The following is a 22,965-nucleotide window of genomic DNA, read 5'->3' on the forward strand; positions in this document are numbered from 1 at the left end:
GGCGATCAGGCGCGGCGCTTGTTAATGAAGGCGAAAAGGTGGATGCCGAACTGGATCAGGAGGCCGATGCCCATCATCGCGCAGGCGATGTAGGGAAGGATCCAACTCGGGTTGCGCACGACCTGAAGGACGGTGGTCGTGTCATTGTTGTCGAAACCGGCTTGATAGAACGTAAGGCCGTCGAAGCGCAGCGGGTTGTTCATGTAGATCAACACTTCGCGGTCCGTGCTGCCGTCCTGAGAGTGGAGACGAACTTTGCTGGCGAAATTCTTGGGAATCTCCGTGCCGACGTAACGGTCGTGGGAGAATTTCAGCAGCGTGAGCGAGTAGGGCTTGTAAGCGCGTTCGAAACGCATCGCGAGGCGCCAGGTGCGGCCCGCGTAGTCGAATGTCTGCGGCTGCACGAGCATGGTCGAGACGACCCAAGTGCCGAGCGAGACGTTGGACGGTCCGAGCAACTCGATGACGGCGGCGGGGAGATTGCGCTCATTCTGTTTATAAGTGAGCGGAATCGGAATGATCGCGAGACGGGCCCCGATGTCGCGGGTGGCGGGCGGGGGAGCCGAGGCGTTGCCCAGCTCTTCGCGCATCTGCACGGCGGCGTTCGGGTAATAGGCGCGTGTGACGATGCGGAACGGCAGTCGTTCATGCTGGATCTCGTCGCGCTGTTGCAGGCGTTCCTCGGGAATAGCGACGACTTGATCCCAGTTCGGATCGGTGGCGTCGACCACGGCGAGTTCGTTGAAGCGATAACTCTCGGAGTAATTGCGCGTCTGCCCCTGATCGAGACGGAGTTGAAACTCCTCCTGCCACAGACCAGTGAGGAGTTCACCAACAAGAAGAATGATCAGTCCGGCGTGGGTGAGCAGAATGCCGGATTTTTTCCACGTGAGCTTGAAGCGGTAGACGTGGGAGGCGACGAGGTTGATGAGCAACAGCCCGCCGATAAAGTAGCCGCCGGGGAACACGGGAAGGGGAAAGCCCTTCACGTCCCAGAGCACAAAGAACGTGCGGAAGTATTTTTCCTGCACGGCCCAGATGCCGAGGTTCACCTGGTCGAGCGTGGCGGCGAAGATCAGGATGATCGACAGCGCGAGCAGCACCACAGTGACGCGGAGCGAGATGAAGAACTTAACAAAGGAATTCCAGGTATCACGCATGGCTCAACGGGAAGGACGGATGGTTTGAACGAAGGCGAGATAAGCGGACTTCTCACGACTGACGAGAGCATCGGGACCGGTGAGCTTGAAGAACCAGGTGGCTCCATTGAACGGCACGATGGCACCGAGAACGCGTTGGCGGGGTTTGCCGTCCGCGGGCACGGGGCCGAGGAGCTCGGCGACATCGATATGCAGATCGCCGGCGTGCAAATGAGTGAGAGCGGAATCGAGTTCGGACGCCGAGATGGGTGCGAGCTGGAGCTGCTGACGCCAGCGGTTGACGTTGGCGAGATTGCCACCGACGTCGCCGGGGAATGCAGTCACGGCCAGCTCGGCCTGTTCGCCGGCGGACTCACCGGGGATGATGAACGTGGCCTTGCGCATCGCGGAGGCCGCGCGTGATTGCCAATTGGCGGGGGTGGTCCAGCTGAGATCGCCGCCGGAAGCGGTGGGGACTGCGGTCGAAGCCATGTCGGTGGGCATGGCGGGCGCGGGCGATGACGCAGCGTTGACCGGAGGAATGCCAAGGCCGGCATGCGGATCAGCCGATTGGGCGTTGGCGGCGGCAGGCGGCGGGGTTTCGCGGGGAACGCGGTAGGTTGCGATTTTGGCGTCGCGGCAGCCGGAGGCGGCGAGCAACGCGGCGAGAGCCGGTAAAAGAAGTAGGCGTCGGGACGGCATGAGCGGCGATATTGCCAATATTTGAGTGAAAACTGCAACCCTATCCGGCCAACTATCAGACGTAGACGCGATGGCATTAGCAGTGACGTCACGTGACATGAGTTGGCATGTCGTGTGTCGCGAGTCTTGAGCTTGGCGCAATGATACGCACAGTGATAGCCATGCAATTGATTCCGCTCGGGGATTGTGCCGTTTTGGTGGTGCTCAAAGCCAAGACAACCACCGCTGCATTGGATGCCGTGACCAAACTGGCGCGCGCACTTAATGCTGCGACGTTGGCGGGTGTCACCGATATCGTGCCGGCCTTCACAACGGTCACGGTTCATTACGATCCGGCACGGGTCGCGCCGGGCGAAGGCACTCCGGTGGAGCGCGTGAGCGCGTGGATCAAAACCGTGCCGGCGGCACCGGCGGCAGTCCGTCGTAAACCAGCCGAAGTGACCGTGCCGGTGTGCTACGGCGGCGAACAAGGTCCGGACCTCGCCGTCGTGGCCGCGCATACTAAGCTGGTGGAAGCCGAAGTGATCCGCGTGCACAGCAAGGCCGTTTACCGCGTGGCGGCGGTGGGGTTTTCGCCGGGTTTTCCGTATTTGCTCGGCATGGCGCCGAGGCTTTCCACGCCACGGCGGGCGACTCCGCGCACTCTGGTGCCGGCCGGCAGTGTGGGCATCGGTGGTTCGCAAACGGGTGTTTACCCCTCGGCGACTCCGGGCGGGTGGGCGCTGATCGGCCGCACGCCGCTCCGGCTTTTCCGTCCCGAAAGCGAAGCCGCGCCCACTCTGCTCGAAGCGGGCGACACGGTGAAGTTTGTCCCGATCACCGAAAAACAGGCTGCTCAATTGGAGGAGCGTCCGGTTGTGTTGGCCGCCGCCAAAGTCACCAAATCGTCCGGCGTGTTCGAAGTGATCAAGACGGGTGTATTGACGACGGTTCAAGATATGGGCCGCAACGGTCGCCAGCATCACGGCATACCGGTGGGCGGACCGATGGATCGTCAGGCTGCGCGCGTGGCGAATCTGCTGCTCGGCAACGATGAAAACGAACCGCTGTTGGAAGTGACGTTGACCGGTCCAGTGTTGAAGTTTTTACGCGACACTTGGATAGCCGTGACCGGTTCGGCTGTTCGCGATGTGCCGGGCTGGCGTCCGTATCAGGTCAAGGCGGGGCAGGTGGTGTCGCTAGCCGAGCTCACGTGTGGAGCGCGCGCCTATGTCGCGGTCGCGGGTGGCTTGGAAATCGCCAACGTGCTCGGTGGCGCGGGCACGCTGTTGCGCGCCGGTGTGGGCGGCTGGAATGGTCGCGCGTTGCAAGCGGGCGACCGGATCGGAGCGAAGGCCGTCGTGTTTGAGACAACGGGCAGCTGGAGTGCGTCCGCCGAATTCAACGCGGCGACGGGGGCGGATGTGGTGGTGCGTTTTATGCGCGGCCCGCAATGGGACTGGTTTGCCGCCGCGAGCCGCCGCAGTTTTCTCTCGAAGACCTTTAAAGTCACGGCGCAGTCGGATCGTATGGGCATACGACTGGAAGGTTCGGCGCTCCGGCTTGAAGACGCGCGCGAACTGACCTCCGAAGGCGTCGGTTTTGGATCGGTGCAAGTGCCGCCTGACGGAAAGCCCATCGTGCTGATGGCCGACCGTCAGACCATCGGCGGGTATCCAAAAATCGGACACGTGATCGCGGTGGATTTGCCGCGTCTTGCTCAGGCTCGCACGGGTGACCTCGTGCGATTTCATGAGATAAGCATCGATGAGGCGCAGGCGCTCTACCTCGCGCAAGAGCACGCCCTGGCGCTGCTGGGTGCAGGTGTGCGCAGCAAGTTGAAGCGTGGCTGAGGACATGATCGCGGCGATTGATTTGAACTGCGACCTGGGCGAGGGCGCGGGCAACGATGAGGCGCTGATGCCGCTGATTACCTCGGCGAACATTGCGTGCGCCGGACATGCGGGCGATGAGGGCACGATGCGGACAACAGTGCGCCTCGCCCTGCGTCACGGCGTGGCCGTCGGTGCGCATCCGGGCTTTGCGGATCGCGAGCAGTTTGGACGGCGTGAGCTGAGGTTAACTCCCGGCGAAATCGTCGCGTTGGTGCGTGAACAAGTGGAGTCGTTGCGCACCGTTGCGAAATCGGAAGGCGCGCGGGTGACCCATGTGAAACCGCATGGTGCGCTTTATAATTTGGCGGCCCGCGACGCATCCGTGGCGGCGGCGATTGCCGAGGCGGTGGCGGACATCGATGACCGTTTGTGGCTCTATGGATTGGCCGGCGGTGAGTTGTTGATTGCGGGGCGGGCGAGGGGGCTGCGAGTCGTGGCCGAGGTGTTTGCGGACCGGACTTATCAGGCGGATGGTTCACTCACGCCGCGCAACCGGCCGGATGCGTTGGTCACCCGGACAGACGTGTCGATTCATCAAGTGCTGCGCATGGTTCGAGAAAGTCGCGTGAGGGCGACTGATGGAACCGATGTGGCCATCGTCGCCGATACGGTGTGTCTGCACGGAGATGGAGAACACGCGGTGGAGTTCGCCTGCGCACTGCGCGACGCCCTGCTGGGCAAGGGCATCGATGTGCGCTCTGCGTGCGTGGGTTAAGCCTGGGGCTTGACCGGAGGTGCCGCGTGCGGCTTGCGCAGAATTAAAACCAGTCCGACGCCGATCAGGAAAATCGAATAAAAGGTTCCGCGGCTCAGTCCCATGATCAGGGCGATGCCTTCGTCGGGTTCGCGGAACAGTTCTCCGAACATGCGAACAACGGCGTAGGCGATGAGAAATTCACCGGCGAGGCGGCCGGGTTGGCGCCGGACGACATCGGTGCGCCAGAAACGCCATTGCACGAAGGCCAGCAACAACGCGCCTTCTAACGCGGCCTCATAAAGCTGCGATGGGTGGCGAGGCGGGATCAGCGCCACAGGAGCGCCCTCGGGTGCGCTGGACGGAAAAATGACCGCCCAGGCCACGTTGGTCACCTTGCCCCACAACTCGCCATTGATGAAGTTGGCGATGCGCCCGAGCATGAGACCGAGTGGCGCCACGGACACGATCAAGTCGGACAGGTGGAGGAAGGGCAGTTTGCGATTGCGAGCAAACCAAGCCATGGCCAGCGCGACACCGATAAAACCGCCATGGCTCGCCATGCCGCCTTCCCATACGCGAAAGATCGCAAACGGATCTTCGCCCAGTGTGCGCCAGCCCTCGTAAAGTAGAAACGAGCCGAGGCGGCCGCCGACCATTACGCCCACGACGATTGCGATGATGAAATCAGAAATCTGAACCGAAGGCAGCCTGGAGCGTCCGGCCTTCGCATAGACATGCAATAAACCTGCACCGCCGACGAAACCCAGCAGGTAGGCGAGCCCGTAATAGCGAATACCGAATGTATCACTAAACTGGATAACAAAGGGGCTGAGGTTGTGGACCCAATAGGCGAGGAACATGGCGTGCGATGGAGGTGCGGGAACGATACGGCCACATCTGTGTCTTTGGCCGCTTATGTTATGATCTGACGCAATCGAGTGTAGTTGGCTGGCGCGATTTACGAATTAAAAGTGAAAGCGAGATTTCCGGTTATTGCCCTTGACCGTTAGAGACTGTAAAAAAATACTCACATCAGTTCATTCCCCTTGAATCTTACCCTCATGAAATTCCGATTTGCAGTGCCGGCCTTGCTGGCTGGTTGTGTTCTAGCATTTTCCTCTGGTTGCGCCGTGATGAGCAAAGGCCGCTCGCAGACGGTCGTGGTTCGCACGAGCCCCGAAGGCGCCACTGGTCTGATCAACGGTATCGAGGTCGGCAAGACCCCGTTCAAAATCGACCTTAACCGCAACTCTGCGTATTCGATCGACCTTCGCAAAGCCGGTTACGAAAACTCGGCCGCCGTCATTCTTCCGGTTGCGAATGAATTCGAGAAAAACACTTTCCGCTGGGGCGTCGATTATGACCTCGGTGCGATGACCGATCTTTCTCCGAGCGAGCTCAACGTGAATCTCAAGCCCGTGATGCCTGCGGTTGATGCCGGTGGCGACCGTTTCCAAGAGATGACCTATCGCGTGCTGCAGGCCGATGCCATGCTCGCCGCCAAGGAGATCACTCCGGCTGACCATAAGTATATCGTCTCCGAGATCGTGAAGTTCTACACGAACTGAGTCCTTTAAAATCCGGCCCGGGTAGTTGCGCTTCTCCGAAGTGCGATACCCGGGCTAATTGTGTGCGGAGGACGACGATGGGACTTGCCCACGCTGCGGCCGACGGGCCTAGTTTTCATCTGAATGAGTGAACTTAAACGCACGCCTTTGCGGGATTTCCATGCAGCCCACGGGGCCCGCCTGGTAGACTTTGCCGGTTGGGAAATGCCGGTTCAATACCGCTCGATTCTTGAGGAGCATAAAGCCGTGCGCCGGACCGCCGGCTTGTTCGATGTGAGTCACATGGGCGAGGTCGACGTTAAGGGGCCCGAGGCACTGCGTTTCTTGAACAACCTCGTCACGAATGACGTGGCGAAACTGTTTCCCGGCCGCGTGCTTTATTCACCCATGTGTTATCCCAACGGTGGTGTGGTGGACGACCTCCTCGTCTACATGCGCGCTCCCGAGGATTATTTTCTCTGCATCAACGCCGGCAATATCGACAAGGATATCGCCTGGATTCTTGAGCAGGCCAAGGGCTTTGATGTGCAGATCACGGATCGTTCCGATGATTACGCACTGCTCGCCGTTCAGGGCCCGACGGCAGTGGCCATCGTGCAATCGCTCACAGGTGCGAAGCTCGACCGCATCGGTTACTACCATTTTGCCGAGGGAACGGTCGCCGGTATTCAATGCCTGATCAGCCGCACCGGTTACACGGGCGAGGATGGCTTTGAGCTCTATCATCCGGCCGGTGATGCCGTCTCTTTGGCCGAGGCCATTGTCAAGGCGGGTGCCGCCCACGGGCTCGAACTGACCGGACTGGGCGCGCGCGACAGCTTGCGTCTGGAGGCCGGTTATCCGCTCTACGGCCACGAAATCACCGCAGACATTTCTCCGCTCACAGCGGGTCTGGGCTGGACGGTGAAACTCGCCAAGGAAGCCGGCTTTATCGGCCGTGATGCGCTGCTTGCCGAGAAGACCAACGGTGCGGCCAACAAAGTCGTGTTTTTCAAGACCGGCGACCGTCGTATCGTTCGCGCGGATACTCCGGTGCTTGGTGTGGATGGCATGGTGGTCGGCAAGGTGCTTTCGGGCACGCTTTCGCCGGTGCTTAACGAAGCCATCGGCTCCGCGCTGGTCACCACCGCGGCATCGGCCGGTCCGCTCTCCGTGGATATACGCGGCACCCTGATCAACTTGCAGCTGGTCAAACCTCCCTTCGTAGAACTAAAAAAACCTTCATCATGAGCAACGTCCCCGCCGATCTCCGTTACGCCAAGTCCCACGAATGGTTAAAGCCTGCCTCTGATGGCACGGCCACGGTCGGAATCACCGACTACGCGCAGAACAGTCTGGGCGACATCACCTACGTGCAGCTCCCCAAAGTGGGCACCGTTTTCGCCGCCGGCCAGGTCTTCGGCGTCGTCGAGTCGGTGAAAGCCGCCTCCGATCTTTATCTGCCGGTCGCCGGTGAAGTGATCGAGGTCAACACGGCGCTCGATTCCGCTCCCGAGACCGTCAATCAGGACGCCTACGGCGCGGGCTGGATTCTCAAACTGAAGCTCACGGCACCGGATTCCGTCAACGGACTGCTCGATGCAGCGGCCTACGAAAAAGCGATCGCCTGATCAGCTGGTTAATCCCGCACAAAAAAGCCCGGATCGATTCGATCCGGGCTTTTTTATGTCCAGGCGGGTTCAGGTTTAATGAACGGACTGGCTTGGGCGTCCTTTATTTTAAAAGACTCCGCTGCTGCGACGGACGGCCCAGTCGATGATGGCTGCGTCGTTGCCATCGAAACGCCAGACGAGGTTCAGGAATTCGGCCGGGTGAATGTCATTCGCCATGAAAAATTTACGGTCACCTCCGCAGGCATACATCGTGGAGGAACGGAGTTCGCCGCGGAGTTTGGCGCGGGCCTTGGGAATGATGCGAGGGAGCCATTCGATACCTTCGGCGGTGGCGTTTTTGGCCGGCCAGGTGTCGGGATCGGCGATCACGCCTGTAGGCTGGCCATGTTGGACGTTGAGGAAGTAATCACGGCGCACGTATTCGATGCCGAGAGCGATGTCGTAGCCGGGTTCGCCTTCGTAGTTGGTCTGGTCCTCGGCGTAGTCGTAGATGTGCTGCGCGGTGATGCCGTTGCTGGCGAGCCAGGCATTTTCATCGGCGGTGAAATAAGTATCGGCGCCGCGTTGGCCGGAGGCGTAGAGGCTTACGGCCTTGTCATAAAGTGCGCGAAAGGTTTTGGCGAAAGTGTAGTGGGTCATGAGATGGAAAAGTGGAGTGAGTTTAACGCAGGGGCGCTAAGACGCAAAGCGACCGCTGAGAAAAATCAGACGCCGGCAGTGCGTCAGGCGAACCGCTTCAGCGCTTCCTGGAGTTTTTAGGCTTTTTAGCCTTGGACGGCTTGGAAGGTTTGGATGCCTTGCCCGAGCTGAAAGTTTTTTTCTTCGGGATCGGCACCGAAGGATGCGGTGACGGTTTGTCCATCGGAAGGGCTGAAACCGGAGCGCTTCCGCCGGAACCTGCGGGGCGGAAATCGATCAAGCGCTTGAAGCGATCCACTTTCTCAACCGCAACATCGAGGTGCGCTGCCAGTTGGTAGGTGTTCTTCGTGCGACGTCCGATCAAGGCATCGCCGGCGTTGTTGATCGTGTAAACATCGTCGGACAGCACGGACATCGGGATGAAACCGAACGTCATCGATTCGGTGAGCTCGACGAAAAGACCGTTGGGGCGCACGTCGGTGATGACGGCGGCGAAGGTGGATTTCTTTTCCTTGGCGAGTTCGCGCTCGAAGAACTCCAGCAGCTTGATTTTGACGCTCTCGCGCTCGGCCTCCGTGGAGTTGATTTCGGTCTGGCTCAGGTGTTCGCCGAGCGTGTCCATCTTGGCGGCGCTGTAACCGTAGTTGTAATTGGCGGGAGCCTTTTGACCTTCGTGCTTGATCAGGTAGTGATCGAAAACGCGGTGGACAACCAAGTCGGAGTAGCGACGGATCGGCGAGGTAAAGTGCGTGTAATCGTTTTTCGCGAGGCCGTAGTGTCCGTCGGGCGAGCCGCGGTAGGCGGCTTTTTTAAGGCTGCGTAGAAGTTGAGTGCGCAACGTGTAGCCCTGCGGATGCGTGGAGAGCACGTGAAGGAGCTTAACGATTTCTTCGCGCTTGGAGAGGTCGCCGGTGCGGATGTCCTGCGCGCCGAGAAACTCACGCAGCTCGTTGAGCTTTTCGACGTCGGGCTCGTCGTGGACGCGATAGATCGACGCGAGCTTTTGCGTCTTGGTCATGCGAGCCACGGTTTCGTTGGCCGCGAGCATGAACTCTTCGATGAGCTGGTGACTTTCGTCGTGTTCGATTTTTTCGAGGCGGTCGGCGTAGCCCTCGGCGTCGACGAAGACCTTGGTCTCGGGCATGTCGAGGTCGAGGGAGCCGTTGGCCATGCGGTCCTGCCGGAGCTTGCTGGCGAGCGACCATAGCTGGCGCACCCATTTTTGGAGGTCGGCGAGCTCGGCGTCATCGAGTGAAGAAAGCGCGCGGCCCGTGGAGCCGGTCTGGTGCTTGGCCGGCAACGGAAGGGCGCGGATTTTTTCGAAACTGTCTTCGAAGAGGAGCGCGTAGGCCTGTTTGTAGGTGAGGCGTTTGCGGCTGCGGATAACGGTGTTGGCAAACGTGTGTGCTTTGGGGCGGCCCTTGGCATCGAACACGAGGAACACGGCCTTGGTCAGACGATCCTGGGCTTCGACGAGCGAGCAGAGACCGTTGGACAGTTTTTCGGGCAACATTGGGATGACCGTGCCGACGAGATAGGTCGAGTTGCCGCGACGCTGGGCTTCTTTGTCGAGCGCGGTGCCCGATTTCACGTAGGCGGATACATCGGCGATGTGGATGCCGACGCGAATGTCTCCGTTATCCAGATACTCGAGCGACAAGGCGTCGTCGAAGTCCTTGGCGTCATCGGGATCTATGGTGAACGTGGGGATCTCGCGGTAATCCAGGCGGCCGGTGAGCTCGGCGGGTTGAACCGTGTTGGGAAGAGAAGCGACCTCGCGCTCGACGGCAGCGGAGAAAGTGGGGTCGAGGTTGTATTTGTGATAAATGCCGGCGAGTTCAGCGCGGGGTTCGAAGGTCTTGCCGAGGCGCTCGATGATTTCTCCCTGGATGAGCTGACTGCGTTTGGTCCAGTCGGCGAGACGCACGACGACCTTGTCGCCGATAGCCGGAGTGGGCTCGATTTTGGTTAATGCGGGATCGCCGACGACCACCTCGTGAAACATCCGAGGGTCATCGGGCTTCACGTAGTAGCTGTTACGGATTTTCTGAAGATTCCCGACGATGGTGCCGCGCGCTCGCTCGATGACACGGAGGACACGGCCGGTTTGTTCGGTGCCGCGTCCGTCACGACGCTGGCGAATGCCGGGGTTGATATAAATTTCAACGGTATCGCCGTGAAAAGCGACGCCGGTGTCATCAGGAAAAATCTGAATGGAGTCGGGTGCGGGGCCGGTGCCTGATTTGGCTAGGACAACGTAGGCGGAACCACCGGCGCGGAAGTTGATTTTTCCGAGGTGGGCGTCACCCGAGGGCGCTTCGGCTTTTGGGGTGGAGCCGGAGCCAGCGCCGGAGCGTGGATGGAAAACCTCGCGCTTGCCGACGGATGATGAAGCACGACCGCCCGGAAGGGCGATGCGATCACCGTTTACGAGGGTGAATTCGCCTTTCGAGAGCAGCGTGCGAATTTCGTGGGCGAGTTGAGGGCGCAGCTTTTTATTGAGGCCAAGCGCGCGGGAGAGATCAAGAATCGTGGCGGGGCGATAGCCGGGCTGACGAAGGAGTTCCAGGAGCGGTTCACGGAATTTCATATCGTTTCAGGTGCCGTCAAAACCTCGGCCTGTCCGAGTTTTGCAGTGGAAATAAGGCAACGCCACGGGTTAGGGTGCGGCGATGAAAATCGTTCAAGTCGCCAGCGAATTGTTCCCCTATGTGAAAACAGGGGGGCTGGCGGATGCAGTGAGTGCTTTGGCGGGAACCTTGGCCGAGCGGGGGCACGAGGTCTCGGTTTTTTTGCCGGGCTACCGTGCAGCCGTGGATCATCCGCTCGCGGCCGGTGCGCAACGCACATTGGGCCTGCGCATCGAGATGGGCGACACCTTCATGACCGGCGAAGTGCGGTCTTTTTCCCCGGCTCCGAATCTCACGCTGCATTTGGTGTGTCGCGAGGAGTTCTTCGACCGTCGCAATCCCTACGGCACGCCGGAGCGCGACTACGAAGACAACCACCACCGGTTCATCTTTTTTTGCAAAGGCGTGGTCGAGGCCATGCGTTTCATGGAGCTGCGGGCCGATGTGATTCACGGCCACGACTGGCAATGCGGATTGCTGCCGCTGTTGCTGCGGCACACGGAGCAACGTTACGGCATCACGCTCGCGATGAAGACGGTGTTCACGATTCATAACATCGCGTTTCAAGGCGTGTTCCCGATGCGTTCGTTTTACCGGACCAATCTGCCGGACGAACTCATGGGCATCGATGGCGTGGAGTTCTATGGGCAGATGAGCATGATGAAGTCGGGCATTCTGTTCTCCGATCGCGTCACGACGGTGAGTCCGCGTTATGCGCGGGAAATCCAGACGGCGGAGTTTGGCTGTGGACTCGACGGCGTGGTGATGACGCGGGCGGATGACATCGTCGGCCTGATCAATGGCATCGATACCGACGTCTGGAACCCGGCGACGGACACCTTGATTCCGGCTAACTACACGGTGGATAACCTGACAGGCAAGGCGGGCTGTCGCGCGGACTTGCTCAAGCGCAGCGGATTTGACCCGAAGTTCGCCGGTCCGGTTTTTGGCATGGTCTGCCGGCTTACCGAGCAGAAAGGCGTCGATCTCGTGTTGGCCAACGCAGAATTTTTCAAAAAGAACGACGTGCGGTTCATCGTGCTGGGCTCGGGAGACAAAGAACTCGAGGCTGGCTTGCGCGAGCTGGTGGCGGCGATTCCCAGTCGTGTGTCGCTCTCGGCGCGACTCGATGAAGGCATGAGTCATCTCATCGAGGCGGGCAGCGACTTTTTCCTCATGCCATCGCGCTTTGAACCGTGCGGATTAAACCAGATGTATTCGCAAGCCTATGGAACGATTCCGCTGGTGACGCGGGTGGGCGGGCTGGCCGACACGGTCATTGACCTTGATCATAATCCGCACGCAGGCACTGGCGTGCTGTTTCATCCCAGTGAAGAAGGCGTGAAGGCCGGTTTGGACCGGGCGCTGACGTTGTTTGCGGACAAGACGTCGATGGCCGTGGTGCAGGCTCGCGGCATGCACTCAGATTTCGGTTGGGATAAGACGGCGCAGGCCTACGAGGACCTTTACGGCGATGCGATCTGAGGGCGGGCCGTTTACTTTTTCCCTGCGTAAACGTGATCTGAATAGGTCACGGTCATTTCCTGATCCAGCGATCGAAACCACATCGCGCGGCCGCGGATTCGCACCGTGACCAGCTTGAGGAAAGTGGGCGTGTCGCCGTCGGGAAGAGAGTAGGTCATTACTGTGCGCGCTTCCTGGACCTTGACCATGAAGACCGGCGAGAACGGGCCGGTGCTGGCTAGTTCTACTTTTTCAATGGTGCCCGTGGGGCGGTGCAGTGTGAACGTGGCGCGCATGAATACGGCGGAGTGATCGTCATCGTCGCCCGGCTTGAGCTGGAAACGGTATTCACCGCGTTCGGCGGTTTCGCTCAGGACTTCACAGGTGCCGGGTGCAATCTGGTCTTTGACGTTGGGCGCGGTTTCGTTGGAGGAACGGCGGGATTTGAGCTCGAGGTATTTTTGCGTTTCCTCGGTGGTCGGAGCGCGTCCGTCCTGTTGCACGAGCGTCCACAGGCGAAAGTTTTTACCCAAGGGGTCATAGCGCTCCACACGTCCGCGATCACCGGCGATGGTGGTTTGGGTGAAGGCCCAGCCCTTCGTTCCTTCCGCATGAAACCCTTTGAGGGCTTCAGCGAGTTCGGGCGGGGTCGGTGCAGCAATCAGCGGGCAACCGAGGGCGAGTAGAAAGAGGCAGGCAAACAGGCGCATCCCGACTGAAAAACGCGACGCGGCGGGTGGATGCAATCCTACTCTGCGGGTTCGCCGGTCAGGCCAAGGCCACGACCTTATGGGAAACCGCACCGGTTCGCCCCGGAAGTTGCACGGAATCTCCGGTGACACGCCCGAGCAACTGGCGTCCCAGCGGGGAAGACGGCGTGACGACGAGGCAGGATTCGCCCGCTTCGTTGATCTCCATGCCGCCGTTGCGAGGGCCGAGAAAGTAAGTCGTCTGCCGACCCTTCGTTTCGAGTGTGATCACTGCGCCCAAGGCGGCGGGACGGCCGCTGGAAAAATCCGGCAATTCCAAGGTGCGATAGAGCACGATGGACTCGGCGATCTCGGCGGCGAGGCGGGCCTGGCCTTCGGCGAGATAGGCAGCTTCCTGCCCGCGCATGTCGAATTTACCCTCCTGCTTGTTTTCGGTGCTGGTGGCCTCTTCGCGCGATTCGTGGGCCGCACGGGCCTGGAGATCGAGTTCTCGTTGGAGCTGGGCGACGATGGCGTCGCGGACGGCTGACTTCTGCATCCGGACCAACGTAGAGTTCACCACGAATGACGCCAGCGAAACTCTCAGGCGTGCGCCGCGGATTCTTTGCGCAAATTGAGAAGTTTTTGCACGCGCTCGGTGAGTTCGCGCGGGCTGAAGGGCTTGGTGAGATAGTCGAGTGCCCCCAGTTCCAGTCCGAGGCTGCGCGCATCCGTCGTGGCCCAGGCGGTGAGGATCACGATGGGAATGGCGGCCGTGGCGGCGTCACGACGAAGGATTTCACAGATGCCAAAGCCATCGATGTCGGGTAACATCAGATCCAGCAGGATGAGATCGGGCTTCCGGCGGGCCACCGTAGCGAGCGCGTCGTGTCCGTTGGCCGCGGTCATGACTTCGCAACCGGCCCGTGTGAGGTGAAACTGCACAAGGTCGGTCACGTCCTGCTCATCATCCACACTGAGAATCAAGGGTCGCACCTCCTTAATATGAACGATATGCGTGTCGGTGCGGTGACGTAAAGGTGACGATGCGGTAAAAAACATGTTCAGCCGCACCCGTGCACCTCCGTAGTCCTGCGAAAAAACCGTTAAAACAAGAGGTTAGGGCGATCCGTTCTCGCGGCGGGTGGCCGGATCATCATGGTGAGAAATAGCTAGTGTAACGGCATTTTCAATACACCTAGATGGCCAGAAAAATCAGCTTTCTTAATTACAAGGGCGGCGTCGGAAAAACCTCCTTGATCGTAAACACCGCAGCCTGTCTGGCAGCGAACGGACGTCGCGTCTTGCTCTGCGATTTTGACACGCAGTCAAATGCCAGCATCTGGCTCATGCGCCTCGAGCGCTGGAACAAGCTCAATGCCGACGGGCATGGCTCGGTCTATTCGTTCTTCGAGCCGGGCGGCGTTCAACTGGAAGACCTGATCGTGCGCGACGTGGTTCAGGACAAGGGCGGAAAACCCGCGCTGCCGGGGCTCGATCTGCTGCCGACCACGTTCAACCTCGTTGATCTCGAAAACGAGTTCACGGGCGACCCGCGCCGGCCTGCTTATTTGCTTTTTCAGGAGCAGTTGGCCGAAGTGGCGAAGAATTACGATTACGTGCTCTTTGACTGCCCGCCCAATCTGCTGCGCGCCTCGCAGTGCAGCGTTTTCAGCTCCAACGAAATCTACGTTCCGTCGAATCCCGATGCCCTGAGCCTGATCGGATTCACGCTGTTGGTGGAAAAACTGGGACGTTTTCAGCAGCTCTCCGCCGGCTTCCGCACCACCGCGATGGGCACGCCGACGCAGATCCGCGGAATCATTTTTAACTCGATCAAGACCGGCGTGGATATCGAGGTGCCGAAAATGCGAATGCAGCTCCGGCTGAACCAATTCAAGGCCGCCAAGCGCGCCTCATCGGACGCCAAAATTTTTGATACCCAGATACGCGATGCGATGGTGGTGCGCCGCGCCGTCACGTTGGGGTTGCCCGTCAACCTCATCGGACAGGAAAGCGCCGAAGCCACTCGCGACAACGTTGTCCAAGACTACCGCCAGCTCGCGGCAGAAATTGAAAGGCATGAACCATGAACACGACTATCCCCACCACGACGATGCGCCGAACCCAATCACCCTTCGCAACCACACGCTACACTTCGAAAGATTGGGACGAGGTCCGCGTGGCCTTCGGCTCATCCATCCTGGTGGACACGTCACTCACCAGCCTCGCGCAAAACCTTGAAGGCGCCGCCTGGCCGCTCGCCGGCCTCGACGAGACGCCAGCCACCTACATCGACCTGTCGTTTGACGACATGCGCGAACGCCTTGCGCTGCAGGGGCAGCCCCCGCGCATCGCGGACCAATTGATCGAAATCCTCAAGGAGACCCTGGCGTTCGATGAACCGTTCGGCGACATGGTGACGCAGTCGGAGTCCGCCACCGTCGATGAAAATCCCTTGGTGAAGAATCTCTCGAAGTTGAAAATCCCCTTGGATTTCCCGGTGACGCTGACGGCCCTCTCGGCCGAGACGCTGTTGTTCTGCCGTTTGGAAAACATCACCACGATCGGCGGGTTCGCCCTCACGGCGCAGCGCATGGCCGGCACGGTGGTGGTGGGCGGCGACTTCCGCTCACTGCTCAACGCGCTTTCCAATATCGATGAACGCACGCTGGCGCGTTACCTGCCGTTCCGTCCCGGATCGAAAGGTCTGCACTACATCGAAGGCCTCGCCCAGTGCGTCGAGTCGCAGCCGGTGGCGATTCAGGCGGCGCTGGCCCGTAGTTTGAAACAAGAGATATCCGCCGCCGCTGAAGAGCTGGCCCGCGGGATTTCCGACGAGCAACTGGCCAAGGCCAAACACGATCTGCAGGTGCAAGCGGCGGCGCTGCGCGGTTTCTGCCCCGAGGATTACGCCGACCTCCAGGCACAAATCGCTTCGGGCACGAGTCCGCGTAGGTTGACCACCGTGCTGGGCGAACCCTCGCTTGAGGCCGTGGTGACCGAGTTCATCACACCGGTGGCCGCGAAGCCCAAGGCGACCGGATTTTTCGCACGGTTAACGCGTCTTTGGAGGAAATAAAATCATGGCTACCACGGCATCGTTTTCAACATTCGTTCGCCCCCCGGGAAGCCCGATCTACTCGCCAGCGGGACCGTCCCTCGTGTTGCCGCGTCGCTCACCGTCCAATCGAGTGCAGCGTTTGCCGAATGAAGTGAAAGATTCTCCCGCTGCGGAAGCCCGCCGGCAAATTGCCCAGGTGCTGGCGTTGATCCGTGCGGCCGAGGAGATGGAGCCGCCATGTCCCGTGGTCGATGCGCAGAATGAAGAACTGGCGCGCTCGTTGCACCAACTGGAAGCGAAACTGGCAGAGCGTGAACGCGAGGTGGCCGAAAAGGAACTGCGCCTCGCTGATCGCGAGCGTGATCAGGCGGAGACGAATGCGTTGCTACAACACCGCGAGGCGTTGTTGGCCGCCGCGCGTAAACTGCCGGTGGTGCGTGCACCGCTTTCCGTGGCGGAACACGCGGCGCTACTCAACCTGAAGGGCGAGCTCGACCGGCAGGAGGCGTCTCTGCGCGAACATCGCGAAGCGCTGCGTGAACGCGAAAAATTTATCGAAGACAGTGAACGCCGGCTTTTCGAAAAAGTGCAGGAACAGCAGGAAAAAGAAATGGAGCTGGAGCAGCGCGAGGAAGAGTCGCAGTTCCGTGCATTGAATGCCGCGCCAGTCGGAGCCGATGCGCCGCCTGCGGTTAAAAAGACCTTCGACGAATTTACCGAATAAAGAGGACGGCCCCATGTTGGTGCTGTGAGCCCGCACCGTCCGACGGATCGGTTCACGCCTTGATGGCAAAGGCTTCGATACCGGCCTGGACGTCGGCGATGGAGCGAATTTCCGACGCAGGAAACAGGCTGTTGATGCGGGTGATTACCTGCTGGATAACGCCGTCGGGACACGACGCGCCGCCCGTGATCAAGATATGGCGAGGGCCCTGGCCGGACGATGCCTCGGGCCAAAGCGAATTCACTTCCACGTGACCGCCATGGGCGGGGCCGGCGGCCGGGAAGACGTAGTGTTCCACTTCACTTAGGGAACGGATGTTGGTTTCGCTCTGAATAAAGAACGCCTTGTCGCCCAGCTTTTGCGCACAGAGGCGATAGAGCTGATACGTGTTGGAGGAGTTTTTTCCTCCGATGATGAACGCGGCATCAAGCGGCTCTTCCAGCGCGCGTGCGAGGGCATCCTGGTTGACCTGCGTGGCGTAGCAGAGCGTGTCGTTGCGGCCGCTGCCGCCGACGCGTGCGGGTTCGCCGGCGACGTCGGGGCCGAAGATGTTCGCGTAGAGCTCGCGAAGGTGAGCAATGATCTCGCGCGTCTCGTTCATGAGCAGCGTCGTTTGGTTGACGACCGCGACACGGGCTAGATCGCGGGCCACAGCGAAGCCGGGAGTGTGTCGGTCGGCGAAGACGCTTTCAAAACGGGTTTGGGCACCGGCTGGATCGGTAAGCGATTGGGTGATGACTTCGCCGAGCAGTTGGGTTTCGGCGAGATTGCGCACGATGACGGCGGGCGCGTAACGGCGGGTGTTGGAGAACGTGGCCTTGGTCTCCTCGTGCTCGTGCTTGCCGTGGATGACGACGGTGTAGCCTTCACGACCGTAGGTGCGGGCGGCTTTCCAGACCTTTTCAACGAGCATGCAGGTCGCGTCGTATTGGCAGACGGCGATGCCTTTGCGGACGAGGCGTTTTTTGTCTTCGTCGGTCGCGCCAAAGGCGGGGATGATCACGACATCGTCCGAGGTGAGCGTGTCCCAGAGCAGCGGGAGGAACGGGGCGGCGGTAGCTTTCTGCCCGTTGACCGCAAAGGGCACGCCTTTTTCCGACTGAAGATAACGCAAGCCGCGGCGGAGCAGGTCCTCGTTGACGAACGGATTGTGGATCAGCTCGGAGAGCATGAACACGCGACGGCCGGGGTTGGCGGCAAGTGTTTCGTAGGCACGATCGATGGCGTTTTTCACGCCGAGGCAGAATCCGAAATGACTCGGGATAAGGTAACGCACCGCGCCGAAATCGAGAGGGATGGGCGCGGTAGCGACGCCTTCGCGCCGGCGGGCGATGGCCTTGATCGCGGAGCAAAGCGCCGACTGATAAAGCGCACTGGTGTCCGCGTCCTGTGAGTAGAGCGCGAGGTTGCGATCTTTCTCGGGGCGGAATTTGTAGATGAAATCGTTTTCCCCGAGTTGCAGATAGGGAATGTGGATCAGGTAGGGATCAATGGCTGCGAGCACGGTTCTAAGTCCGGCGCCGAGTGTCGCAGTGTGGGCCTCCAGTTGCTCTATTGATTGAAACTGGAGCGACGGATCGGAGGGCCGACCGCTAATCTGCGTGAAGACGACGCGATGGCGCGTCTGGTTGATCTCCGCGTGAAAATATTCAGCCAGCCCGGTGTGCGCGGGGAAAACGGCGTCCAGTTGAGCCAAGGCTTTCGATGTGTCGGGGCCGGTGAAAGCGAGGTCGAAGCCTGCACCCTCATGCTTGCGCACGAGGAGTTGATTCGACGCGTTGAACGCGAGGATGACGCAGGCTTTGGAACTGGACGGTGAAATCACGATTCGTCGTCGGTCGATTCACTGTCGTCGTCGAAGGAGTGGCCGGCAAAACCGCCGTTGAAAAAGCTCTCGTCCTCCAGCGTGGCCATGACGGCATCGCTCACGATCTTGCGATCGGCAGCCACGAGGCCGGAGTAATCCATGGTGAGAAGCTCGGCAATGCCGGCGCGGGCTTGTTCACGGCTGGTGACGCCGTCGAGAAAGTCATCCGCCTGGCTGGCGATTTCGTCGATGATGGGACGGAGGTTCATGAGTGGTCTCGTATAAAGTTTCGGTTATACTGAAAGGGAGAAAGCCGCTTCCGCAAGACGTCGTCCGTTGATCTGCAATTCGACGATATGGCGGCCGGCATGGTGGCGGCGGGTGCTGAAATCACGGATCGTTTGCCGCTTGGTGAGAGTGAGGTTACCGCGAGCGGGCAGATCGAGCGTTTTCCATTTGAAGACTTTTTGGGAGCTCGTGCCGCGAGCCCGGGCATAATGAATCACGTAGTCGATGACCAGTCGCTGCGACTTGTTTGCGCGGGAGGTGATCGTGGCCGTCAACGCCAGGGTGTCGCCAAGGGCGAGCTTGCGTGGTGCCGCTTGGAAACAATCAACGTCGAGACGGGCGGCGGCGCCGGCACCGATGAGCTCGAGAGCTTCGGTGCGGCCGGCTTTGATGAGCGTGCGCAAGGCGTGGCGAATGATCCAGGCCGTGCGTGCGTCGGAGTCATCCCAGGTTTTTAGCAACGCGATGACGCGGTCGGGATGATCCTTGGCTATGTCGTTGAGATGGTTGGCGACAGACTTGCGGACGTAGAGCGAGTCGTCGGCGCGAAGGGTTTCCAGAATCGGAAACGTGGGAGAAGGATCGGCGACGAGCGATTGCAGTCGGGCGCCCCAAGGAAGACGCGGACGCGAGCCTTCGCTTGCGAGGCGGCGGACATGTTCGTCTTCGGACACAGACCAATCGAGGAGGACGGCGAGGGTAGCGGCTTGGTCGCGCAGGATGAAGGGTCGGATCGCGAATTCGGCGGAGCCGAAGCGGGTGAAAAAACGAAGCGCGTCGAGCGATGCGGGGACGTCGTCGAGTCCGTGTTGGGCGACGAAGTCGGAGAGGAAGATGCCAATAAACCCGCGGTCGATGCGCGCGGCGAGGGCGCGGAGCACGGCGAGTTGTTCGCGGTAGGGAAGGGGCAGTGCGAGCGCCACGCCGGTCGAGGTGCGGCGCATGCGATCCATTAACTCACGGGAGGACAGGCCGGTGAGCGTGTGGTCTAGGAAGGTAGTTGCGTTGAAGGCGGGCGACAACGCGGAGAGTTCGGACGCGAGCGAGCGGTAGCGCGCGGCGTCGAACATGTCCTTGAGTTGGTCGGACATTTTCGGAGACGGAATTTTCTAACCACTAATTTTCACTGATCGGCACTAATTTCGGAGGTTCGGAATTAGTGATAATCAGTGTTAATTAGTGGTTAACCTCGTTTGGATTTAGCCGAGGACTTCGGCGAGCTTGGCGGCGTCTTTGCCGCCGCCCATCGCGAAGTCGGGTTTGCCGCCGCCTTTGCCGCCGAGTTGGGCGGTGAGCGCGCTGATGATCTTGCCGGCTTGGTGTCCTGCTTTGATCGCAGCAGGAGAAGCAAAGGCGACGAGGCTGACTTTCTCCGGGCCGAAGGCGGCACCGAGGATGACCACGCCTTCGCCAAGCTTGGCGAGGACTTGCGAACCGATTTCGCGGAGGGCTTCGGGGGCCTCGACGGTTACGACGGCTGAGACGCGCGCGAGTCCGTCGGTGGTGACGGCTTTGGCGGCGAGTTCGGTGGCGAGGACGGCGGCGGCGCGTTGTTCGAAGGCTTTGAGCTTTTTGTCGGTCTCGGCTTTTTGGGCGAGAAGCGCGTCGATCTTTTGGTCGAGCTGTGAGAGCGGGACGCCGATTTTGGCGGCCGTGGCGGCAAGCTGGGATTCGACGGAGGAAACGTGGTCGTAGGCGGCTTGGCCGGAGACGGCTTCGAGGCGGCGGGTGCCGGCGGCGACGGCGCCTTCGGACACGATTTTCACGAGGCCGATTTCGCCGGTGGTCGAGACGTGGGTGCCGCCGCAGAGTTCGCGGGAGTAGCCTCCGGCGTCCACGACGCGGACGGTCTTGCCGTATTTCTCACCGAAGAAGGCGAGGGTGCCTTCGGGCTTTTTGTCGAAGTCGGTTTCGTAGGATGTGACCGTGGCGTTTTCGAGAATGCGCTCGTTGACGAGGCCTTCGATTTCGCGGAGCTGGGCGGGCGTGACGGATTCGAAGTGAGCGAAGTCGAAGCGCAAGCGGTCGGGCGTGTTGAGCGAGCCGGCCTGGCGGACGTGGGTGCCGATCACTTTGCGCAGCGCCCAGTGGAGGAGGTGCGTGGCGGTGTGGTGGCGGTTGATGGCGCGGCGGCGGGTGGCATCGACCGAGAGCGTAGCCTTTGATCCGGAGGAAAGCTCGGTGGTGAGCTTGGCGACCTTGTGGAGGTAGCGGCCGGACTTATCTTTGATCGTGTCGGTGATGTGGACGAGTTGGCCGTTGATGAGAGACTCGCCGGTGTCCCCGACCTGGCCGCCCATTTCGGCGTAGAAAGGCGTGGCTTCGAAGACGAGGTAGGTGTCTTTCTCGGTTTTAACGACGTCGATGAGCGTAGTCTCGGTGGTGAGCGAGAGATAACCAGTGAATTGCGTGGGCTTGATCTCGGTGGTGTCGGCACCCTCGGTCGCGGCGACGATGATTTCTTTCTTGGTTGAGGCCCGACCGCGGTTGCGCTGCTCTTCCATGAGGCGTTCGAACTCTTCGGTATCGACGGTGAGACCGCGCTCAGTGGCGAGGAGCTGCGTCATGTCGAGGGGGAAACCGTAGGTATCGTAGAGCTCGAAGGCGAGGGCACCGGTGATTACGGAGGCGCCGACAGCGGCTTTGTTGAAGATCGCGAGACCGCGGTCGAGCGTGCGGCCGAAGGACTCTTCCTCGCTCTTGATGACGCGGCGGATGATGTCTTGGCGTTCGACGAGTTCGGGGAACACGGAGCCGAGCGACAACACGACGGGGGCGACGAGTTGTTCGAAGAATCCGGTTTTGAGGCCGAGCTTGGTGCCGTAGAGGATGCCGCGGCGGAGGATGCGGCGGATGACGTAATTGCGGCCTTCATTGCCGGGCATGATGCCGTCAGCGATGGAGCAGCTGATCGTGCGAGCGTGGTCGGCGAGAACGCGGAAGGCGACGTCGGTGATTTCCTGCTCGGTGAGACCTTCGCGCTTAGTCGGCACGGTGCCGAGGTAGGTCTTGCCGGAGAGTTCGGTGATCTTGGCGAAAAGAGGCGCGAAGACGTCCGCGGAGTAGTTGGACGGCTCGGGAGCAAAGTCGGTAAAGCCTTTGGTGTTGGCGTAAATGCCGGCGACGCGTTCGAAGCCCATGCCGGTATCCACGTGTTTGGCGGCGAGCGGGGAGAACGTGCCGTCGGCGTTGGCGTTGAACTGGATGAAAACGTGATTCCAGATCTCGATGCAGCGCGGGCTGGAGGAGTTCACGCCCTTGCGGCCTTCGACCTCGTTGTCGTCGACGAGCAGGTTGAAATGGATCTCGGAGCAAGGGCCGCAAGGGCCGGTGTCACCCATCTGCCAGAAGTTGTCCTTGCGGTTGCCGTGAACGATGTGAAGCACGGGGTCGAGACCTTCAGCTTTGAAGAGTTCCGTCCAGATGGCGTTGGCTTCGGTGTCGAACTCAGAGGGGTCGCCGGGCTTGGGCGCGTAAACGGTGGCGAAGAGACGCTTGGCGGGGATGCCCCAGACTTTGGTTAGCAAATGCCAGCCCCAGGTAAGCGAGTCTTGCTTGAAATAGTCGCCGAACGACCAGTTACCCAGCATCTCGAAGAGTGTGTGGTGGTAGGTGTCGTAGCCGACGTCCTCGAGGTCGTTGTGTTTGCCGCCGGCGCGGATGCACTTCTGGGTGTCGGCGGCACGGGTGTCCTTGGCGGGGCGGGCGCCGGCCCAGCTGGCAACATTGGGGGCTTTTTCACCCAGGAAGATGGGCACGAATTGGTTCATGCCGGCGTTGGTGAAGAGCAGTCCGGGCGAGTCGGGCAGCAAGGACGACGACGGGACGATCGTGTGGCCTTGGGAGGCGAAGAAATCGAGGAAGGACTGGCGGATCTCGGCGGAGGTCATGGATCTGGAATAAAGAGGGTTGAGCACAGAGGGCGGGCGAGGGGGTGGCAAGGCGTGAATGGTCGGTGTCGAGCGGGCATTTCCGACGCGTTCGTGCACGGGAAGGTGCCGGCGTGATGCAAGAGGGCTTAAAATATTGCCGCAGTATTATGCAAAGACTTGTCATTTTATGGGGGC

Annotated in this window: 21 protein-coding genes; 9 read left to right on the forward strand and 12 right to left on the reverse strand. The window is 60.5% G+C overall.

Going from position 1 to position 22,965, the window contains the following annotated elements; translation table 11 throughout:
- Positions 1–5: 5 nt before the first annotated feature.
- Positions 6–1,160: a cytochrome c biogenesis ResB family protein gene (locus FPL22_RS02290; protein WP_144228499.1), complete on the reverse strand. Its 1,155-nt coding sequence runs from the start codon at positions 1,158–1,160 to the stop codon at positions 6–8.
- 3 nt (positions 1,161–1,163) lie between these two features.
- Positions 1,164–1,841: a hypothetical protein gene (locus FPL22_RS02295; protein ID WP_144228500.1), complete on the reverse strand. Its 678-nt coding sequence runs from the start codon at positions 1,839–1,841 to the stop codon at positions 1,164–1,166.
- Positions 1,842–2,002: 161 nt separating this feature from the next.
- Between FPL22_RS02295 and pxpB the strand changes: the two genes are divergently transcribed.
- Positions 2,003–3,673, forward strand: a complete 1,671-nt coding sequence (gene pxpB / locus FPL22_RS02300) for a 5-oxoprolinase subunit PxpB (RefSeq protein WP_144228501.1) — start codon at positions 2,003–2,005, stop codon at positions 3,671–3,673.
- Positions 3,674–3,680: 7 nt separating this feature from the next.
- Entirely contained in the window at positions 3,681–4,430 is a 750-nt protein-coding gene (locus tag FPL22_RS02305; protein WP_162525263.1) for a 5-oxoprolinase subunit PxpA, read from the forward strand.
- Here FPL22_RS02305 and lgt read toward each other — a convergent pair.
- Positions 4,427–5,272, reverse strand: coding sequence for a prolipoprotein diacylglyceryl transferase (gene lgt, locus FPL22_RS02310; protein WP_144228502.1), 846 nt, complete (start codon positions 5,270–5,272; stop codon positions 4,427–4,429). The two genes, FPL22_RS02305 and lgt, sit on opposite strands and share 4 nt — an antisense overlap.
- A gap of 201 nt (positions 5,273–5,473) precedes the next feature.
- Between lgt and FPL22_RS02315 the strand changes: the two genes are divergently transcribed.
- The 3 genes from FPL22_RS02315 to gcvH all read left to right on the forward strand — a co-directional run bounded on the left by FPL22_RS02315 (position 5,474) and on the right by gcvH (position 7,590).
- Entirely contained in the window at positions 5,474–5,980 is a 507-nt protein-coding gene (locus tag FPL22_RS02315; protein ID WP_144228503.1) for a PEGA domain-containing protein, read from the forward strand.
- Positions 5,981–6,103: 123 nt separating this feature from the next.
- Entirely contained in the window at positions 6,104–7,210 is a 1,107-nt protein-coding gene (gene gcvT / locus FPL22_RS02320; RefSeq protein ID WP_144228504.1) for a glycine cleavage system aminomethyltransferase GcvT, read from the forward strand.
- Complete coding sequence (gene gcvH / locus FPL22_RS02325; protein WP_144228505.1) at positions 7,207–7,590, forward strand: glycine cleavage system protein GcvH; 384 nt, start codon at positions 7,207–7,209, stop codon at positions 7,588–7,590. Before gcvT ends, gcvH begins: the two co-directional genes overlap by 4 nt.
- A 108-nt stretch (positions 7,591–7,698) precedes the next feature.
- Here gcvH and FPL22_RS02330 read toward each other — a convergent pair whose 3' ends face one another.
- Positions 7,699–8,232, reverse strand: coding sequence for a DUF5069 domain-containing protein (locus FPL22_RS02330; RefSeq protein WP_144228506.1), 534 nt, complete (start codon positions 8,230–8,232; stop codon positions 7,699–7,701).
- 97 nt (positions 8,233–8,329) lie between these two features.
- Positions 8,330–10,822, reverse strand: a complete 2,493-nt coding sequence (locus FPL22_RS02335; RefSeq protein ID WP_144228507.1) for a ribonuclease R family protein — start codon at positions 10,820–10,822, stop codon at positions 8,330–8,332.
- A gap of 82 nt (positions 10,823–10,904) precedes the next feature.
- On the opposite strand from FPL22_RS02335, the gene glgA reads away from it, so the two are divergent.
- The gene (glgA, locus tag FPL22_RS02340; protein ID WP_144228508.1) at positions 10,905–12,347 is read left to right on the forward strand and encodes a glycogen synthase GlgA; all 1,443 of its coding nucleotides are present in this window, start codon (positions 10,905–10,907) and stop codon (positions 12,345–12,347) included.
- A gap of 11 nt (positions 12,348–12,358) precedes the next feature.
- Here glgA and FPL22_RS02345 read toward each other — a convergent pair whose 3' ends face one another.
- Genes FPL22_RS02345 through FPL22_RS02355 form a run of 3 tightly spaced genes read right to left on the reverse strand, consistent with a single transcriptional unit; the run spans position 12,359 to position 14,011 of the window.
- Complete coding sequence (locus FPL22_RS02345) at positions 12,359–13,036, reverse strand: hypothetical protein (protein ID WP_144228509.1); 678 nt, start codon at positions 13,034–13,036, stop codon at positions 12,359–12,361.
- Between the two features lie 58 nt (positions 13,037–13,094).
- Positions 13,095–13,574 (reverse strand): GreA/GreB family elongation factor, encoded by a 480-nt coding sequence (locus FPL22_RS02350; protein WP_144228510.1) that lies wholly within the window; start codon positions 13,572–13,574, stop codon positions 13,095–13,097.
- 44 nt (positions 13,575–13,618) lie between these two features.
- Positions 13,619–14,011 carry a response regulator gene (locus FPL22_RS02355; protein ID WP_203235100.1) on the reverse strand — a complete coding sequence of 131 codons (393 nt, stop codon included), beginning with the start codon at positions 14,009–14,011 and terminating at the stop codon, positions 13,619–13,621.
- A 206-nt stretch (positions 14,012–14,217) separates the two neighbouring features.
- On the opposite strand from FPL22_RS02355, the gene FPL22_RS02360 reads away from it, so the two are divergent.
- The 3 genes from FPL22_RS02360 to FPL22_RS02370 all read left to right on the forward strand — a co-directional run bounded on the left by FPL22_RS02360 (position 14,218) and on the right by FPL22_RS02370 (position 16,803).
- Positions 14,218–15,108 carry a ParA family protein gene (locus FPL22_RS02360; protein WP_144228512.1) on the forward strand — a complete coding sequence of 297 codons (891 nt, stop codon included), beginning with the start codon at positions 14,218–14,220 and terminating at the stop codon, positions 15,106–15,108.
- The gene (locus tag FPL22_RS02365) at positions 15,105–16,097 is read left to right on the forward strand and encodes a hypothetical protein (protein WP_144228513.1); all 993 of its coding nucleotides are present in this window, start codon (positions 15,105–15,107) and stop codon (positions 16,095–16,097) included. The genes FPL22_RS02360 and FPL22_RS02365 overlap by 4 nt, the downstream gene beginning before the upstream one ends.
- Positions 16,098–16,179: 82 nt before the next feature.
- The gene (locus FPL22_RS02370) at positions 16,180–16,803 is read left to right on the forward strand and encodes a hypothetical protein (RefSeq protein WP_162525161.1); all 624 of its coding nucleotides are present in this window, start codon (positions 16,180–16,182) and stop codon (positions 16,801–16,803) included.
- Between the two features lie 52 nt (positions 16,804–16,855).
- Here FPL22_RS02370 and ispH read toward each other — a convergent pair whose 3' ends face one another.
- The 4 genes from ispH to alaS form a co-directional block, all read right to left on the reverse strand.
- The gene (gene ispH / locus FPL22_RS02375; RefSeq protein ID WP_238991291.1) at positions 16,856–18,628 is read right to left on the reverse strand and encodes a 4-hydroxy-3-methylbut-2-enyl diphosphate reductase; all 1,773 of its coding nucleotides are present in this window, start codon (positions 18,626–18,628) and stop codon (positions 16,856–16,858) included.
- The gene (locus FPL22_RS02380) at positions 18,625–18,879 is read right to left on the reverse strand and encodes a hypothetical protein (protein ID WP_144228515.1); all 255 of its coding nucleotides are present in this window, start codon (positions 18,877–18,879) and stop codon (positions 18,625–18,627) included. The genes ispH and FPL22_RS02380 overlap by 4 nt, the downstream gene beginning before the upstream one ends.
- Positions 18,880–18,903: 24 nt before the next feature.
- Positions 18,904–19,989 carry a DNA alkylation repair protein gene (locus FPL22_RS02385; RefSeq protein WP_144228516.1) on the reverse strand — a complete coding sequence of 362 codons (1,086 nt, stop codon included), beginning with the start codon at positions 19,987–19,989 and terminating at the stop codon, positions 18,904–18,906.
- Positions 19,990–20,097: 108 nt separating this feature from the next.
- A complete protein-coding gene (alaS, locus tag FPL22_RS02390; protein ID WP_144228517.1) occupies positions 20,098–22,788 on the reverse strand; it encodes an alanine--tRNA ligase in 2,691 nt (896 codons plus the stop codon).
- Between the last annotated feature and the right edge of the window lie 177 nt (positions 22,789–22,965).

It is taken from the genome of Rariglobus hedericola (genome assembly GCF_007559335.1).
GTDB classification, from domain to species: Bacteria; Verrucomicrobiota; Verrucomicrobiia; order Opitutales; family Opitutaceae; genus Rariglobus; species Rariglobus hedericola.

Bases quoted from the DNA above. Each gene is read 5' to 3' on its own strand.
- FPL22_RS02290 (WP_144228499.1), bottom strand. From the start codon at position 1,160: ATGCGTGATACCTGGAATTCCTTTGTTAAGTTCTTCATCTCGCTCCGC.
- FPL22_RS02295 (WP_144228500.1), bottom strand. From the start codon at position 1,841: ATGCCGTCCCGACGCCTACTTCTTTTACCGGCTCTCGCCGCGTTGCTC.
- pxpB (WP_144228501.1), top strand. From the start codon at position 2,003: ATGCAATTGATTCCGCTCGGGGATTGTGCCGTTTTGGTGGTGCTCAAA.
- lgt (WP_144228502.1), bottom strand. From the start codon at position 5,272: ATGTTCCTCGCCTATTGGGTCCACAACCTCAGCCCCTTTGTTATCCAG.
- FPL22_RS02315 (WP_144228503.1), top strand. From the start codon at position 5,474: ATGAAATTCCGATTTGCAGTGCCGGCCTTGCTGGCTGGTTGTGTTCTA.
- gcvT (WP_144228504.1), top strand. From the start codon at position 6,104: ATGAGTGAACTTAAACGCACGCCTTTGCGGGATTTCCATGCAGCCCAC.
- gcvH (WP_144228505.1), top strand. From the start codon at position 7,207: ATGAGCAACGTCCCCGCCGATCTCCGTTACGCCAAGTCCCACGAATGG.
- FPL22_RS02330 (WP_144228506.1), bottom strand. From the start codon at position 8,232: ATGACCCACTACACTTTCGCCAAAACCTTTCGCGCACTTTATGACAAG.
- FPL22_RS02335 (WP_144228507.1), bottom strand. From the start codon at position 10,822: ATGAAATTCCGTGAACCGCTCCTGGAACTCCTTCGTCAGCCCGGCTAT.
- glgA (WP_144228508.1), top strand. From the start codon at position 10,905: ATGAAAATCGTTCAAGTCGCCAGCGAATTGTTCCCCTATGTGAAAACA.
- FPL22_RS02345 (WP_144228509.1), bottom strand. From the start codon at position 13,036: ATGCGCCTGTTTGCCTGCCTCTTTCTACTCGCCCTCGGTTGCCCGCTG.
- FPL22_RS02350 (WP_144228510.1), bottom strand. From the start codon at position 13,574: ATGCAGAAGTCAGCCGTCCGCGACGCCATCGTCGCCCAGCTCCAACGA.
- FPL22_RS02360 (WP_144228512.1), top strand. From the start codon at position 14,218: ATGGCCAGAAAAATCAGCTTTCTTAATTACAAGGGCGGCGTCGGAAAA.
- FPL22_RS02365 (WP_144228513.1), top strand. From the start codon at position 15,105: ATGAACACGACTATCCCCACCACGACGATGCGCCGAACCCAATCACCC.
- FPL22_RS02380 (WP_144228515.1), bottom strand. From the start codon at position 18,879: ATGAACCTCCGTCCCATCATCGACGAAATCGCCAGCCAGGCGGATGAC.
- FPL22_RS02385 (WP_144228516.1), bottom strand. From the start codon at position 19,989: ATGTCCGACCAACTCAAGGACATGTTCGACGCCGCGCGCTACCGCTCG.
- alaS (WP_144228517.1), bottom strand. From the start codon at position 22,788: ATGACCTCCGCCGAGATCCGCCAGTCCTTCCTCGATTTCTTCGCCTCC.